The sequence below is a fragment of the Peribacillus sp. FSL K6-1552 genome (assembly GCF_038005205.1).
GTDB lineage: Bacteria > Bacillota > Bacilli > Bacillales > DSM-1321 > Peribacillus > Peribacillus butanolivorans.
The window spans coordinates 2,004,251-2,020,170 of record NZ_JBBOST010000001.1; the positions used below are offsets into that span (position 1 = coordinate 2,004,251).

The window sequence follows — 15,920 nt, forward strand, 5'->3', positions numbered from 1 at the left end:
ATGAAACAATCAGTAAATATTCAAGATCAGTTTCTTAATCAATTACGAAAAGATGGTACGTATGTGACGGTATTTTTATTAAACGGTTTCCAAATTAGAGGACAGGTTAAAGGGTTCGATAATTTTACCGTTTTGTTTGAATCAGAGGGCAAGCAGCAATTAGTCTATAAACATGCGATTTCTACATTCGCTCCACAACGTAATGTTCAAATTGATTACGAAGTGAAGGAATAATCATATAAATGGATCAAAAAGACAGGCTTCGCTTATAGCGACCTGTTTTTTTTTTTGAGCCTACTCTTGTATCTTTTTCAAGGATTCGATTATTTTACGCACACGTTTTGAATATATATTAAGGGACGGATTATTTTCCGGGAAAGCGCAGGAAATGACATTTTCAAAAAAAGAATTGATGAAATGGAGATAAAATTGTCGTATTTATATTCTAGAGGTGAGAATCCTGTTTAATTAAGTCGCCGTTTGAAGAGGAAATTAGCTAATTATTCTAAAAGCTTAGGAATTCATGAAAAGTAATAAGGGAATTTCCCGATTGGTATAGTTTAAAGGCTGTGCTCATTACGGCATATGGCCATCATAAATCGAATGAAAATTGTGGCGTCAGGGGTCCAAGATGGAGAGGTGAATGCATTGGAACAACCGATCCGTATGAAAAATAACGGGCAAATCAACATTGTGTTTAATGCGGAAAATAGAAAAGCGCTACAAAAGGATCTACCTATAAAAGAAAAAGAAATTTTGGTGCAAGAAATTCCCCACCAGCATGTAGCATTAAAGGAAATTGAAGATGAATTAAAAGCGCTAGTTGGCATGGAAGAAATGAAACGGATGATAAAAGAAATATATGCCTGGATCTACATCAACAAGCAACGGGAAACAAGAGGGCTGAAGACTGGTCGTCAAGCGCTCCATATGATGTTTAAAGGAAATCCTGGAACAGGGAAGACCACGGTTGCACGTTTAATTGGAAAGTTGTTTCAAAAAATGAATGTACTCTCGAAGGGGCATTTAATTGAAGCGGAGAGGGCAGATTTGGTCGGAGAATATATTGGTCATACGGCCCAAAAAACGCGTGATTTAATTAAAAAGGCCATTGGCGGGATATTATTTATTGATGAGGCCTATTCCTTGGGGAGAGGAGGCGAAAAGGACTTTGGCAAAGAAGCCATAGATACGCTCGTGAAACATATGGAGGACCGACAACACGAATTCATTTTAATTCTTGCAGGATACTCACGAGAAATGGATTATTTTCTCAGTCTAAATCCTGGCCTTCATTCCAGGTTCCCGCTTGTTGTCGATTTTCCAGATTATACGATTGATCAGTTGATGGAAATATCTGATCGAATGCTTCAGGAACGTGAATATATTATGAACCGGGATGCTGAGAGAAAATTAAAAGATCATTTAATCATATTACGTTCGTTTCGCGGACCTATATCATTTTCTAACGGCCGCTATATCCGAAATGTTCTTGAAAAGTCGATTAGGGCGCAGGCAATGCGGCTATTAATAGAAGATTCGTTTGAAAAAGTCGATTTACTCACTTTAACCAGCCAAGATTTAATTTTTGAGGATGATGAGAAAGAATGACAAACGAAAGCCCACCAAAAATGGCGGGCTTTCAGATTTATGTTTTTGGTACCCATTTTTTATTAGGAAGGTGCCAGTTATATGTGTAGGAAAGGACGCGCAATATAGTGATAGCGGTAAAGAGCGTATATAGCTGCCATGACTGAGATAAGACTCCGCTGCCTAACGCTAAGCCTGCAATGATGGCCCAGACTGCGTAGATTTCTTTTCTAAAGACTAATGGTTTTCTTCCGGCCAGCACGTCACGGACTACCCCGCCGCCGCATCCGGTTAACGCAGCTGAAACAATAATGGCGCTTATGGGATGATTCAGATCAACCGCATACATGGCCCCTTGTATAGCAAAGGCAGAAAGACCAATCGCATCACTTAAGTTCCCCCATCTGTCCCAATGCTTTGATAGAATGGTAGGAAAAACAAAAACGATGGTGATAGATACTAATGCAATGATAAAATAGAAACTTTGATCCCATAATGTTGATACAGGTACACCAATCAATAAATTTCGGATTGCTCCTCCACCAAAAGCGGTTACGATACCTAAAATATAAACGCCTAAAATATCATACTCTTCTTCCATGGCAATAATGGTCCCGCTTATAGCAAATGCAATTGTACCTATGAAGCTTAATACTTCCCATGTCATATGTTTTTCCCTCTATGTCTTTTCAATTTGATGTTAAAGTCAAATTTGATTTTAGCATGTTATCGAATAATTTAAAATGGTTAAAATCTTTGTTTTTACGAAAGTTTTATAAGTTTAATTTTTTTTGTTATGATTAACTGAAATCTTTCATAAAGGTGGTGCGCGATTTGGATGAATCAATGAAGGAAACGGCTGTATTAATAGGATGCCAAACAACAGAGGCTAACGAACGTTTTGAATATTCGTTGGATGAGCTGGCTTCGTTAGCGAAGACGGCGAATGGCGAGGTGCTAATGACAATCACTCAGAAAAGGGAAAGGGTTGATCCGTCTACATATATAGGTAAAGGAAAAGTGGAGGAACTTCAGAATTTAGAAGAAGAGTTGGAGCCGGATCTATTTATCTTTAATGATGAATTATCTCCAAGTCAGATTCGTAATCTTTCTAAATATTTGCAAGCAAGGATCATAGATCGGACACAGCTTATTTTAGATATTTTTGCTCAGCGAGCGCGCTCAAGAGAAGGGAAGCTGCAGGTTGAACTGGCTCAGCTCCAATATTTATTGCCGCGTTTGGTGGGGCAGGGTACGGCAATGTCCAGGCTTGGAGGCGGAATCGGCACAAGAGGACCTGGAGAAACGAAGTTAGAAAGCGACCGCCGCCACATTCGTGGGAAAATTGATGAAATCAAACAACAATTAAGCGGGATAGTTAAGCATCGTGAACGGTATCGCGACAGAAGGAAACGAAATAAAACCTTTCAAATTGCCCTGGTCGGATACACGAATGCGGGTAAATCAACGCTGTTCAACCGTTTAACTGAGGCAGATTCTTTCGAGGAGAACCAGTTGTTTGCTACACTTGATCCGATGACTAGAAAAGCCATTCTTCCTAGCGGATTTACCGTGCTACTGACGGATACTGTTGGCTTTATACAAGATTTGCCGACTTCTTTAATCGCAGCATTTCGCTCGACACTCGAAGAAGTGAAGGAAGCTGATTTATTGCTCCATGTTGTCGACTCCTCAAGTTCGGATTACTTTAATCACGAGAAAACGGTACACGATTTGCTAAATGACTTAGAAGTCCCTTCCATTCCACAGCTAACGTTGTATAATAAGAAAGATAGGATTCACACTGACTTTGTAAGGTCATCTAGTAGTGCTTCATTATTAATAAGTGCCTATGATCATTCAGACCTGAATCAAATCATGGAAGAAATTGAAAAGTACGTGATTGATGAAATGATCCCGTATAATGTTTTCCTGCCTTCAAGTGAGGGTAAACTATTATCACAGCTGAAAAATGAAACCATATTGCGCACTCTCTCCTTTAATGAAGAATCGGAAAGATATGAATGCAAAGGTTTTTGTCTAGCTGATCATCCATTAACCGGCCAGCTAGAGAAATATTCATTATAAAGGGGAATTTAGATGTATCAGCAGTTAACACATGGAGAAGTGTTAAAAAACATTGCCCAGGAAGTAGAAGCAATGATTTCTCCGTTACATAAACAAGTTGATGAACGAATTGAAGAAAATCAATTTCGTGTATTACAAAGTTATCAAGCGCATCGAGTGAGTGATTCTCATTTCATCCCTACGACAGGGTACGGATATGATGATATCGGCCGCGACACTCTTGAATTGATTTATGCCGATGTCTTTGGTGCAGAAGCGGGATTGGTCCGTTCACAAATAATTTCGGGTACACATGCGATTTCAACTGCTCTGTTCGGCATATTACGTCCAGGGGATGAATTGCTGTACATAACTGGAAAGCCATATGATACATTGGAAGAGATTGTCGGTATCCGAGGCTCGGGTATCGGATCTTTGCGTGATTTTCAAATTAGTTATAAGGCTGTTCCGTTATCGGGACATGGAACAGTTGATTTTGAAGCCGTTAAACAGGCAATTCAACCGAATACGAAAATGATCGGAATCCAACGCTCAAAAGGGTATGCTACACGTCCTTCCTTTACGATTGATGAAATTAAAGAGATGATTTCTTTCGTTAAAGAGATAAACCCAGAAATCGTCGTGTTCGTAGACAATTGTTATGGGGAGTTTGTTGAAACTCAAGAGCCGTGTCATGTAGGGGCAGATTTAATGGCGGGTTCTCTCATTAAAAACCCAGGTGGCGGAATAGTAAAGACAGGTGGATACATTGTCGGTAAAAAAGAATTGGTCGAAGCTTGCTCTTATCGTTTAACATCACCAGGAATTGGTGCGGAAGCTGGTGCCTCGCTTTATAGTTTGCAGGAAATGTATCAAGGATTCTTTCTTGCGCCCCACGTCGTTGGACAAGCCGTTAAAGGTGCCATGTTCACTGCTGCCTTTTTGGAAAAAATCGGTATGAATACGTATCCTAGATGGGATGCGAAACGCACCGATTTAATTCAATCTGTCCAATTTGATGACCGGGATAAAATGGTTGCCTTTTGTCAGGCCATTCAATATGCATCACCAATCAATTCGCATGTGACACCATATCCTGCATATATGCCTGGCTATGAAGACGATGTGATCATGGCAGCAGGAACCTTTATTCAGGGAGCAAGCATTGAACTGACAGCAGATGGTCCGACAAGAGCTCCTTATGTCGCCTATGTTCAAGGTGGATTAACATATGCTCATGTTAAAATCGCCGTGTTGTCTGCTGTGAATTCTTTACTGGATAAAAAACTGATCCAATTGTAATAAGAATACTAGCTGAATTTTTCCAGTTTTCGTTTCAGAATCCAGTTTAACTGGATTCACAGAAAAAATAATAGTCATAATATTTGATAAGTTACAAATCATTTTGCTTTTCTAAAAAAACATGTCATAAAATGTAACATCATCTTGACAAGTTTAATAACATATAATATGATTATATCAGATAAAAAAAGGAGGATGCTAAGAATGAGTGGCAACAACATTCGGCGTTCGATGCCTCTTTTTTCCATCGGAATTGTAATGCAGCTAACTGAGTTGTCTGCGCGTCAAATTCGATACTACGAAGAGCATCAACTAATTACTCCTATGAGAACAGATGGAAATCGTCGGGTTTTTTCTTTAAACGATATTGATCGACTACTTGAGATTAAAGACTTAATCGAACAAGGAGTCAATCTGGCCGGCATAAAAAAAATTTTCACTGTAAAGGAACAGAACTTACCTAAGACTCAAGATTTAGAACAAGCGGAAAAGATAAGACACGACCTTAGTGACGAGGAGCTTCGTAAGCTTCTACGTGCTGAGCTATTACAAGGCAGTAAGCATCGAACATCTCTTCGACAAGGGGATATGTCCCGTTTTTTCCAATAAAAATATGATTTATGAATTATTATTTAGGGGGAATTAAAATTGGCAAAGTTCACACGTGAAGACATCACTCGTTTAGCAAAAGAAGAAAATGTTAAGTACATCCGTTTACAGTTTACTGACATTTTAGGAACGATTAAAAACGTTGAAATCCCAGTTAGTCAATTAGAAAAAGCTCTTGATAACAAAATGATGTTTGACGGATCTTCTATTGAAGGGTTCGTACGTATCGAAGAATCTGATATGTACCTATATCCTGATTTAAATACATGGGTTATCTTCCCTTGGACTTCTGAAAAAGGTAAAGTTGCTCGTCTAATTTGTGATATTTATAATACAGATGGAGCACCTTTTGATGGAGACCCTCGTACTAACTTAAAACGCGTCCTTGCAGAAGCAAGAGAAATGGGCTTCACTGATTTTAATCTTGGACCTGAACCAGAATTCTTCTTATTCAAACTAGATGCAGCTGGAGAGCCAACTCTAGAATTGAATGATAAAGGCGGATACTTTGACCTTGCACCTACTGACCTAGGAGAAAACTGCCGTCGCGATATCGTTCTTGAACTTGAAGAAATGGGATTTGAAATTGAAGCATCCCACCATGAAGTAGCTCCAGGACAACACGAAATTGACTTTAAATATGCAGATGCAATTTCAGCATGTGATAACATCCAAACTTTCAAATTGGTCGTTAAAACGATTGCCCGTAAACATGGTTTACACGCAACATTCATGCCTAAACCATTGTTCGGTGTTAATGGATCAGGTATGCACTGTAACGTTTCTTTATTCAAAGGAAGCCAAAATGCCTTTTACGATACAGAAGGAAAATTAGAACTAAGTAAAACAGCAGAGCAATTTATCGCAGGTATCATTAAGCATGCTCCTAGCTTCACAGCGGTAACAAACCCAACTGTTAACTCATACAAACGTCTAGTGCCTGGTTACGAAGCTCCTTGTTATGTTGCTTGGTCTGCTAAAAACCGTAGCCCATTAATTCGTATCCCAGCTTCACGCGGTGTTAGTACTCGTGTTGAGGTACGTAGTGTCGATCCAGCAGCCAATCCATACTTGGCACTTGCTGTAATATTGAAAGCTGGTCTTGACGGTATCAAAAACAACCTAACTCCTCCAGCTCCAGTTGACCGTAACATTTATGTAATGAATAAAGAAGAACGTGAAGAAGTAGGAATCGTAGATCTACCAGCTACTTTATATGCTGCATTGGAAACATTAAAATCCAATGAAATCATCAAAGAAGCTCTTGGTGATCACTTACTTGAACACTTCATCGAAGCAAAAGAAATTGAGTGGGATATGTTCCGTACACAAGTTCACCCATGGGAACGCGAACAATATATGTCTACTTATTAATATCAAAATAAGCTTTGAAACCCTTGACGCCATTTGTGTTGAGGGTTCTTTGTTTTTCGGGCATCTATTCATTAATTCTAATGGATATACCAACTGCCCGATTATTGCCCGAAAAAAAACAAAAAAATTATTCAAGGACATTTTTCATATGCTCCTCAAATTTACCCATAGTGTCCTTATCTATTTTTTTACTATACGTCCGCTGTAATTTGCATACTGCAATGTCCTAAACGTTCTTGTATATATTTCATGCTTGCTCCTGCTTCTAACTGTAATACTGCACGAGTATGACGTGTTGAGTGAATAGGTAAAGGTGGAATTCCAGCTTTTTTTAAGATACGAGCAAATGAATTAAAAAGGCTTGTTTTAGGCATGTAGTTTCCGTCATTTCGGCAAAGCACTAAATTTAGGAGGCAATGATTGGCGGTGCTCTAGGGGCACTGGTTTTATTTTTACAATCACTCGGTTATCAGGTTGAATGGTTCAATGAAGATACGATAAATTCATTCACTAACTTCCTAACAGCGATTGTTCCCCTTGGTTTTGCGTTATACGGGGTGTATAAGAATAAATATTTAGTAACTAAGAATGCACAGAAACAAGAAGAAGCATTGAAAAAACAAGGATTAAAATAAGCTGCCCATTGGGTGGCTTTTATTATGAAATTAAAACAAAAAGGAGACGATGAAAAATGAACTTTACTAAACTTCCTCAAAAAATTAGTCGATATGAGAGGGAAACTAAAATCAAAGGGCACTTATTCAAAGAGAACGAAAACAATCACTCACCGGGTATGGCACCATTCCTTAACAAAAAAACATTTGGCGGGATCTGAGGCTGGGAGTTTCGTAGACTACCATGTAAATACGTTAGGTTGGCCGGGAGTAGGATATACATTTATTATTGAGCCTAAGAATGTGATTAATACTCCAAATGGTAAAAGAGCTAGGATTGTATATGCACATGATATTGATCGTCGGACCTACCATGTAGGGAATAGCAATCAATTCTCGCTTGGAATCTGTGTTGCTGGTGATTATCGGTATGACACTATGGACGATGCAACAATAGCTTCATTTGCAGACCTTCATTCTGCACTTGTAAAAGACAACATTGGTAAAAATGATACATCTCACAGTGAGATGCCGGGCTATAGCTGGAAAGCATGCTGTCTATATGATTATCGTAAACTTATTAAATGGCAGGGATCAACAACTCCCGTTACACCGTCTCCAGCACCTGACACAAACACCATCCAAGAAGGAGATACCTTATGGAGCATTGCACATAAGGATGGAACGGGTGGCATCCAAGTTAAAGATTTAATTAAAGCTAATCCTTGCATAGATCCAACTAAATTAAAAATTGGTCAGAAAATCAATTTTGGAATTGCTAAAGACGTTATTGTTCAAACTGATACTTGTTCAGATGAAAAAATAAGATCCATACATAAAACCTTAAATAGCCGTTATAAAGCTGGTCTTTTTGTGGATGGATTTAATGGCCCTAAAACTCAAACTGCACTAATCAAAGCTTTACAAACAGAACTTAATATGCAGTTCAATAAAAAGCTTGTTATAGATGGTAAATGGGGAGCTAAGACTAAGGCTGCTATCGTCACTGTCAAAAAAGGTGCAAAAGGCAATCTTACATGGATTCTACTGGCTGCACTTTATGCTAAAGGATTTAACTCTGGTTCACTTGATTCGGAATTTGGTAAAAATACTGAGTCGGCTTTGTATAAGTTCCAAAAGGCACGGAGAATTTCTGCTGATAAGAAAGCCGGTAAAGGCACCTTCACTGCATTGTTTGATGAAAGAGGATGAATAAAAAGAAATTGAGGTGGAGGCAATTATATTATTGTACTATTCCCTAATGGTACTCCTCCATTGTTAAAAGCCCTTCTCTATTGAGATGGGCTTTTTATTCTTTAAACCAATTTGGATGGCTAAAATTAATTAAAATTCTTGTTTCAAGAATGTTTCATCTTGTAAGAAAATGGAATCGAATACCCAAAATACAATTCCTGTAGTAGCTGAAACAATATAATAATTACTTATGAACAGTGGACCTGTGTCGTTATTGGTAAATAAAAATAAAATGAATATTAACAAAAAAGAAAAGAGTAAATAAATAATTAGGAATAGAATGTTGAACTTTTTAGGGTTTTTGTTTAGAAAAAACTGTAATGGTGAAGCAAAGATTAGATAGAGTATAAAAGCATATGATGATACAAATACAATAGTCAATACATCCAAAAAGGAAATTCCTTTTGTTAATAAAATAGTTAAAAATGAAACGGAAATTGCTGAAAGAACTAGACAAGTTATGTATCTCTTCAAAAAATAGGAGTTTATTGAAATTTTTCTCGTTTTTATCTTCCCCTTTCTAAATATTATGTTACCAAATAATAGCAACTGAAAAAAGGGAGGAAATAGTATGAAAAAGTTTTTTGGCGGATTTGCACTAGTAATGGGTTTATCCATCGTATTACCTATTACATCGTATGCAAATTCTAGTGATTCTGTAAAAATTGAAAAGGAAAATGGAAAAGTAATACTTAATGTTCAAGAAAAGGGGGATACTTATAAATTTTATAAAGATAATGTTTTAGTTTATGAGGGTAATAGCAATACTTTTAGTGAAAGTTTAGAATCCGACATTGAAAAGTATAAGGTGGGAATTTACAATAATAATAAATTAGACAAAGTAATAGCTTTAAAGGTTTCAGATAGAAAGGATTTACCAAAAACTAGATCTTTTTCAGTCGGGAATCAAGAAGACTTTGTAAATGATACTGTTCAAAATACAAAGTTAGATACTATTGTTGAAGAAAATTCAGTAACTTTATATTGGCCTGAAGTTCCAGACGAAGATAAAGTTTATGAGATATTTAAAGATGTAGAAAATTGGTGAGACAACTGAGTTAAAATTTGTAGATGAAAATATAAAACCAGGTGATGAATATACATATACAGTACAGGTTGAAAATAAAGTATCTCCAGAGGCTCAAAAAGAATTAGAAGCGAAAGCAGATGCTCAAAATCTAAAAATATCAAAACAGGAAATGGAAGAAATACAGACTTATGATGGTACTATAGCTACTTTAGTAGCTATACCTGAAAATACAGAAGAATCGTTGAAAAATGATGCTATTATGGATCCAATAGTTGAAAGTAAAAGTATGCAAAGAGCTCTTCCAAGTTCAAACGAGTTTAGCTTTGATTACAGAACTTTCATACCTTTTAAATCTGTTAAAAACAAAAACCCTTTTAGTGGTGAAAATTATCTGAAAGGTGATAATAGAGGGTTCGCAACATACAGTGATAAATATAGAACTGAGTCACAAGTATACGCAATGTTCAAGAATCCTACAGCTTTAACTTTATATAAAGATGTAAATGAAAGTCATAGTTGTACCACTAGTGCATGTACAAGCACTAAATCACTTGGAACAGCTAGTGAATCAGGTATAACTATGTCCAAATATAGTGTGACTTCTTCAAAATTATCTTGGTCAGTTAATCATGCCGTTGGTATTCCTTTAGCTAAATACTACCCTAAAATCGATTATTATTACTTAGCAATTATGAAGCCAAAAAGTTTCAGTGCAAGTGGGGAACTTGATAAGGCACCAAACCACGAGTTCTATATGAACTATCCTGCTGGAACAAAAACAATAAAGAAACATACAGTCACCAGCGAATTAGAATTTTTTAATCTTCTAGGAGTTAAATCTTCTTGGAGCTTTGATATGTGATTTAAAAAAGCCCTTACTCTTTTTGTGAACTATACCCCGGATAACGGACACACATAAAAAAGTGTCCCTTATCCGGGTTTTTTTATGTTTCAATAGATGTAATGAGTATGGACGGAGGGTTTATATGAGTAAGAATATATATACTGAATTTCAGATTAAAGAACTTGAAAAGAATCCAAATATCATTAGTGCTTCCGAGCGATCTATTTCCTATAGTCCGGAGTTTAAGACAAAAGCTGTTAAGGAATATAAAAAGGGGAAAGCCCCCTCTCAAATTTTCATTGACCAGGGAATTAATCTCGAAATAATTGGAAAGAAACAACCCAAACGTTGTCTACAGCGCTGGCGTAGTACCTTTGAAAGGTTTGGTGAGGAAGGCTTCCTTACGGAACGCCGTGGAAAAGGAAGTACAGGACGCCCCACTTCCAAGCCACAGTCTGTAGAGGATCAACTTAGGAAGGCCGAGGCGAGAATCAAATTCCTTGAAGCAGAAAATGACTTCCTAAAAAAGCTGGAAGAGCTAGAAAGGCAGGCTCTGAAAAAGAAATGATTCTAACTGCTGCTGAGAAGTTCTATCTGATTGAAAGGACGATCAGAATACACCAATTAAAGAAGGCTGTTTCTTATCTATGCAAATTGGCTGGTGTAAGTCGAAGTGGCTACTATGATTGGTTAAAGGCAGCTCCTTACCGTGAGCTTCGTGAAGAAGAGGATGAATTGGACATAGAATTGATCAGAAATATTTTCATCAGTAAAAAGGAAAAAGTAGGCGCCCTCCAAATCAAAATGATTATGGAGAATGACTACTCGGCCGTAATGAATCATAAGAAAATCAGACGGTTGATGACAAAATATAATCTCCTAGCGAAAATCAGAAGGGCCAACCCGTATCGGAAGATGGCCAAGGCAACCAAGGAGCACCTTACTTGTCCAAACCTCCTTAATCGTGAATTCAATCAGGAGGTGCCAGGGAAGGTCCTGCTTACTGACATTACCTATCTTTATTATGGGAAAGGCCAAAAAGCGTATTTATCCTGCGTAAAAGATGCCGCCACAAAAGAAATCGTTACGTACCATTTATCTACTTCATTAGAAATGGATATCGTTTACGAGACTTTAAATAAGCTAAAGCAGGCTGTGTGTCACGAGTTCCATCCGAGTGCAATCCTTCATTCTGACCAGGGGTTCCATTACACCCATCCGCTATTTCAACGCAAAGTGAAGGAACTTGGGATAACCCAATCCATGTCCCGCAAGGGAAACTGTTGGGATAATGCGCCAATGGAAAGTTTCTTTGGCCACTTTAAGGATTTGGCAGAATATAAAACATCTACTAATTTAACGGATGTGAAGGAAGAAATTGATCGAGTTATTGAAGAATATAATGAACATCGTTATCAATGGGGGCTAAAGAAAATGGCCCCGGTACAATACCGGGACCACTTATTAGCCGCTTAGGCACTTTTTTATACTGTCCGTAAAATGGGGCACAGTTCATTGAGTAGGGGCATTTTAATTAGAATGAATAATATCAAGTTCAATATAAAATATTATTCTACCACACTAAAAAACTCAAACATTCTTCGTTTAACTCTTTCCCTTTTTTTATATTTAGTATAGTATTACATATGTACCATAAAAAGTTAAGTATATATTACATATGCGCTATTAATAGTTAGAGAGGTGATACATATGTACTATAAAAAAAGGGGGAGCATAATGTTTAAGAAATTATCAATGATTATGATAATGGTTTTATCAGTGGTTATGTTAGCTGGAGGAATCTTACCGAGCGTGGGACATGCTCAAGAGAAAAATGAATCAATTTATAATGACAATGATACAGAGAGTACAGAGAGTACAGAAAGTACAGTGTTGACTGTAGATGATTCCATGACAGTTAGTGAACAAAACTCCATTATTAATGATTATCTAAGTGATCCAAATGTAGAGGAGTTAATTGTTCTTGATGAGTCGTTATTAATAGAGGATAATGTTAACGAAAATGACACTAACCCCAGCGCACGTGCTATAATTAATAAGTATAAAGTTCAAAATGTACGAAAAGGGTCTGATGTAACAGGATCTAGCGGACTTGCCACTGCTATTGGTGGTGTAGGAGTAGTATTAAATATTGGTCAGACAAAATCAGTGGCTACTACAGTTAGTGCAAATTTTGGTGCTAGTAATGCTGCACTAACAGGGGCTCTAGGGTATAGTGTTACGGGTACAACAGCTATAACGATTATTGGTCAATTTACAGTACCGAGTAAAGTAAATGGGAAAAGTGTTAAATCATTAAAATTCACAGCATATCCTGTATATAAAACTAAACTATATGATGTATATAAAATGCCATGGAATTCCTTTACTTGGACTAAACAAGGAACAGGCATGGCAAAAAAAGCTTATGGTGTATCTTATAAAAAAGTATATACCTATAAATAAAGGGTGGAAGTTTAAATGAAAAAAAAATATATAGTTATAATTTTTATGCTAATCATAATTATTGGAAGTTTGCAAATTCCTAGTCTACTAGAATCAATATATCCATTGGCTAAAGAAGATAGAACTGAAGCTTTTTATAATATTAGATATTTATTGCAAGGGATTTTTTCTTTGGCAGGCATAATATTTGTTAATATTTTACTGTTATTATATTTCAAGAATAGTGATGTTGATAAAAAAAACTAGTCAAATAAGTAATTCAAGCCCTCTTCGATGAGGGCTTTTCTTAATACAGCCATGTATGACTTTTTACATTTCCCTGTCAATACCTTAATAGTTGTCTTACTTTGTTTTTGCCTTGACTTTTATGTATCATACGTACACTTTTCAAAAAAAATATTATCTTATCCAATTTACCTCTCATCAGTACCTCGTTTTGTCATTCAAAACACTCCTTTCCAGGGGCTTGTCTACACTCTGAAAGCCCTTCTCGTGTGAGAGGGGCTTGTTTTTGGTTAGAAAGGATTTAAATTATAGATCTAACCTTCATAACTAACTCCGTAATATCAACATCATTATTATAAATCACTTGATCTATTCGGAAATCCTTACTAGCAGCATAGCTACTTTTAATTTGCTGAATCCATTCATATGACGCAACTGCAGCAGTCCAGTCTGGCTCTTTCTTAAATTCGGAATTAGGAACAGGGAAGCTACCACTTTGTAAAAAATTATTTCCTTTTGTGTGTAAACGAACTTCTATACTAATGTTCATCTTTTTCACATCCTTAGATATTCAGTTTATAGTGTTGGTTCAATATCTTCAATCTTCCTTATGACCCCTAGAATATTCCTATTTAGAGTAGGGGGATAGTATAAGCGTGTTGATAGCACCTCTTAAACATGCTGTGCCTTGTTGTTTTATGGTGTTTATTTTGCCCACCAATTCATCACATTCTACTTTTACTTATGCTGCTACGTTTTCAAAAAACGCTTATAAATAGGTATTCATGTTGTGTTATGATGTCTAATTATGATAGGAAGTATGTTCCTCACACAAGTTCACCCATGGGAACGCGAACAATATATGTCTACTTATTAATAGCTTAAAAGCCTTGGCATTACTGAGTTTCTCAGTTGCCAAGGCTTTTTTTATTTTAGTGATATTTCTATGAGTTGGCTGATTGACCACATTGTGACCACATTTCATACTATTTCATATTAAATTGAGCATAATCCATGTATTTTGAGTAACCCTCCACACTTTTTTCTTCGAGTTCCTTTGAGACATGAGCATAAACATCTGCTGTTGTTTGAATTGATTTATGCCCCAGTCGTTCTTGTGCATCTTTTAAACTTGCTCCAGATTCAAGAAGTAAAACCGCGTGTGTATGTCGTAAACCATGAATGGTTATATGTTTTGAAATTCCTGCTTTCCTACATATGCGGTTAAATGCCCTGTGTAAAGTAGATTTTGAATAGGGGAGTCCATTTCTTCGTTCGAAAACAAGATTTGTTTCTCTATGATACCTTTCTGCCAATTTCAGTTTTATTTCCTTTTGCTTAATGACATGACGCGTTAATAGAGCAGTAAGGCTTTCGTCGATTAAAATTTTTCTATAAGATGTTTCGGTTTTAGGTGGTCCGAACATGTTATCAATATCCAAAACATCATAATTTAATGTTTTGTAGATTTTAATTTTATTATCTGTGAAATCTAAATCCAGTACCTGGAGAGCTAGAGCTTCACCCTTTCTTAAACCAGTATCGATTAGTGGTTTAAATAAAATAAAATGGTTCCAATTATCTTAATTATGTCTCCTAAAATGAAAGGGGGTGTTGAAATATGAAAAAAAGAACCACTTATAAAGAAGTGATTCAGAAAAGCAATGTGTAGTTTGTTCAGATAACGATGCTGAATTACAAATTAATAAAGACCAGTGGGTATGTAAATCTTGTGCTCAGTACATGAATGATTTAGGAAATGAAGTTAATTAAATTTTATTCCAGATATAAACAAATTGACTTGCTTCGGATTCTAAAGCGATTAACATGTCTTCATTATAATCATTCTTTATATAAAGTTTGTTCTTATGCAAATTTAAAACAGAATGATTAACCTCGAAATTGAACGTTTTATCATAGCTTGAAGTATTTAGCAGTATCAGTGATGAGTTAATGTTTCGCTTATCAACCTTATCATTTTTTCCTTTGAAATAAAGTTTAATGAGGTGTGGAACACCGTTAATTAAAAGACCTAATTCAGAAGAAGAGCGAACTGAAAGTTTTTCGCCAATCCAGACAGACTTTCCAGGATCAAACCATATAGTTTCTTTCTTATTTAGGAATTTTAAATATTGTCTGATTGCATATATATAGTTCGGTTGTTTTTTTATATCAATCCTTGGAATTAGGTTCTCAAAACAATTTTTGTTTAAATCATTTTTATGATACGAAACAATCTGATCTCTAAGTTGCTTCCAATAATCGAAGGCTGGATGATACTCTTTTTGATATTTGATTTTTCTTACCATGTTGGTTTTTGCTGAAACTCCTTTCAGAGTAAATTCAGTAAACTGCGAAAGACCAATATTAATTTTTTGAGTAGTATTCATATAGTCACTTCCATCATTAAAAGATTCGACAAACATTTGGAAAAATCCCACAAATAAAAAACTAACAAATGAAGTAACATATTGCATAAATATGATGGGAATAGGGAAATAATGAATGCTTAAAAATAAAGTCAAGAAAGTTCTTAGAGTTTAGC

At 36.3% G+C, this 15,920-nt stretch carries 19 protein-coding genes; 13 read left to right on the forward strand and 6 right to left on the reverse strand.

Annotated elements, in window-relative coordinates:
• Nucleotides 1-234 (forward strand): RNA chaperone Hfq, encoded by a 234-nt coding sequence (gene hfq, locus NST21_RS09615; RefSeq protein WP_034313436.1) that lies wholly within the window; start codon nt 1-3, stop codon nt 232-234.
• A gap of 414 nt (nt 235-648) precedes the next feature.
• Nucleotides 649-1,611 (forward strand): stage V sporulation protein K, encoded by a 963-nt coding sequence (gene spoVK, locus NST21_RS09620; RefSeq protein WP_053348021.1) that lies wholly within the window; start codon nt 649-651, stop codon nt 1,609-1,611.
• 37 nt (nt 1,612-1,648) lie between these two features.
• Here spoVK and NST21_RS09625 read toward each other — a convergent pair whose 3' ends face one another.
• Nucleotides 1,649-2,257, reverse strand: a complete 609-nt coding sequence (locus tag NST21_RS09625) for a trimeric intracellular cation channel family protein (protein WP_340888826.1) — start codon at nt 2,255-2,257, stop codon at nt 1,649-1,651.
• Nucleotides 2,258-2,436: 179 nt separating this feature from the next.
• Between NST21_RS09625 and hflX the strand changes: the two genes are divergently transcribed.
• From hflX to glnA, 4 genes are all read left to right on the forward strand, one after another.
• On the forward strand, nt 2,437-3,678 hold the full coding sequence (hflX, locus tag NST21_RS09630) for a GTPase HflX (RefSeq protein WP_340892486.1): 1,242 nt from the start codon (nt 2,437-2,439) through the stop codon (nt 3,676-3,678).
• Between the two features lie 12 nt (nt 3,679-3,690).
• On the forward strand, nt 3,691-4,959 hold the full coding sequence (locus tag NST21_RS09635) for a methionine gamma-lyase family protein (RefSeq protein WP_340888827.1): 1,269 nt from the start codon (nt 3,691-3,693) through the stop codon (nt 4,957-4,959).
• Between the two features lie 204 nt (nt 4,960-5,163).
• Nucleotides 5,164-5,568: a MerR family transcriptional regulator gene (locus NST21_RS09640; RefSeq protein WP_061142355.1), complete on the forward strand. Its 405-nt coding sequence runs from the start codon at nt 5,164-5,166 to the stop codon at nt 5,566-5,568.
• A 39-nt stretch (nt 5,569-5,607) separates the two neighbouring features.
• The gene (glnA, locus tag NST21_RS09645; protein ID WP_053345435.1) at nt 5,608-6,942 is read left to right on the forward strand and encodes a type I glutamate--ammonia ligase; all 1,335 of its coding nucleotides are present in this window, start codon (nt 5,608-5,610) and stop codon (nt 6,940-6,942) included.
• Nucleotides 6,943-7,133: 191 nt separating this feature from the next.
• On the opposite strand, the gene NST21_RS09650 is transcribed toward glnA, so the two are convergent.
• Nucleotides 7,134-7,316, reverse strand: coding sequence for a tyrosine-type recombinase/integrase (locus tag NST21_RS09650; protein ID WP_340888829.1), 183 nt, complete (start codon nt 7,314-7,316; stop codon nt 7,134-7,136).
• A 42-nt stretch (nt 7,317-7,358) separates the two neighbouring features.
• Between NST21_RS09650 and NST21_RS09655 the strand changes: the two genes are divergently transcribed.
• Together NST21_RS09655 and NST21_RS09660 are read left to right on the forward strand one after the other, a co-directional pair.
• On the forward strand, nt 7,359-7,577 hold the full coding sequence (locus NST21_RS09655) for a phage holin (protein WP_340888830.1): 219 nt from the start codon (nt 7,359-7,361) through the stop codon (nt 7,575-7,577).
• Between the two features lie 93 nt (nt 7,578-7,670).
• Nucleotides 7,671-8,768 (forward strand): peptidoglycan-binding protein, encoded by a 1,098-nt coding sequence (locus NST21_RS09660; RefSeq protein WP_340888831.1) that lies wholly within the window; start codon nt 7,671-7,673, stop codon nt 8,766-8,768.
• 132 nt (nt 8,769-8,900) lie between these two features.
• On the opposite strand, the gene NST21_RS28745 is transcribed toward NST21_RS09660, so the two are convergent.
• On the reverse strand, nt 8,901-9,428 hold the full coding sequence (locus NST21_RS28745) for a UPF0715 family protein (RefSeq protein ID WP_445670497.1): 528 nt from the start codon (nt 9,426-9,428) through the stop codon (nt 8,901-8,903).
• Between NST21_RS28745 and NST21_RS09665 the strand changes: the two genes are divergently transcribed.
• The 5 genes from NST21_RS09665 (at nt 9,382) to NST21_RS09685 (ending at nt 13,396) form a co-directional block, all read left to right on the forward strand.
• Entirely contained in the window at nt 9,382-9,858 is a 477-nt protein-coding gene (locus NST21_RS09665; protein ID WP_340888832.1) for a hypothetical protein, read from the forward strand. The genes NST21_RS28745 and NST21_RS09665 overlap by 47 nt on opposite strands.
• A gap of 151 nt (nt 9,859-10,009) precedes the next feature.
• Nucleotides 10,010-10,702 (forward strand): hypothetical protein, encoded by a 693-nt coding sequence (locus NST21_RS09670; protein ID WP_340888833.1) that lies wholly within the window; start codon nt 10,010-10,012, stop codon nt 10,700-10,702.
• A 124-nt stretch (nt 10,703-10,826) separates the two neighbouring features.
• Nucleotides 10,827-12,160, forward strand: a protein-coding gene (locus NST21_RS09675) for an IS3 family transposase (protein ID WP_340888657.1) whose coding sequence is annotated in 2 segments (ribosomal slippage) — nt 10,827-11,199 and nt 11,199-12,160 — 1,335 coding nt in all. Because the reading frame shifts where the segments join, the coding sequence is not laid out codon by codon here.
• Nucleotides 12,161-12,421: 261 nt separating this feature from the next.
• Complete coding sequence (locus NST21_RS09680; RefSeq protein WP_340888834.1) at nt 12,422-13,150, forward strand: hypothetical protein; 729 nt, start codon at nt 12,422-12,424, stop codon at nt 13,148-13,150.
• 15 nt (nt 13,151-13,165) lie between these two features.
• A complete protein-coding gene (locus NST21_RS09685) occupies nt 13,166-13,396 on the forward strand; it encodes a hypothetical protein (protein ID WP_340888835.1) in 231 nt (76 codons plus the stop codon).
• A gap of 280 nt (nt 13,397-13,676) precedes the next feature.
• On the opposite strand, the gene NST21_RS09690 is transcribed toward NST21_RS09685, so the two are convergent.
• The 3 genes from NST21_RS09690 to NST21_RS09700 all read right to left on the reverse strand — a co-directional run bounded on the left by NST21_RS09690 (nt 13,677) and on the right by NST21_RS09700 (nt 15,765).
• Complete coding sequence (locus tag NST21_RS09690; protein ID WP_340888838.1) at nt 13,677-13,925, reverse strand: hypothetical protein; 249 nt, start codon at nt 13,923-13,925, stop codon at nt 13,677-13,679.
• Nucleotides 13,926-14,361: 436 nt separating this feature from the next.
• Complete coding sequence (locus tag NST21_RS09695; RefSeq protein ID WP_340892487.1) at nt 14,362-14,940, reverse strand: site-specific integrase; 579 nt, start codon at nt 14,938-14,940, stop codon at nt 14,362-14,364.
• Nucleotides 14,941-15,144: 204 nt separating this feature from the next.
• Nucleotides 15,145-15,765: a hypothetical protein gene (locus NST21_RS09700; RefSeq protein ID WP_340888840.1), complete on the reverse strand. Its 621-nt coding sequence runs from the start codon at nt 15,763-15,765 to the stop codon at nt 15,145-15,147.
• Nucleotides 15,766-15,920: the final 155 nt, after the last annotated feature.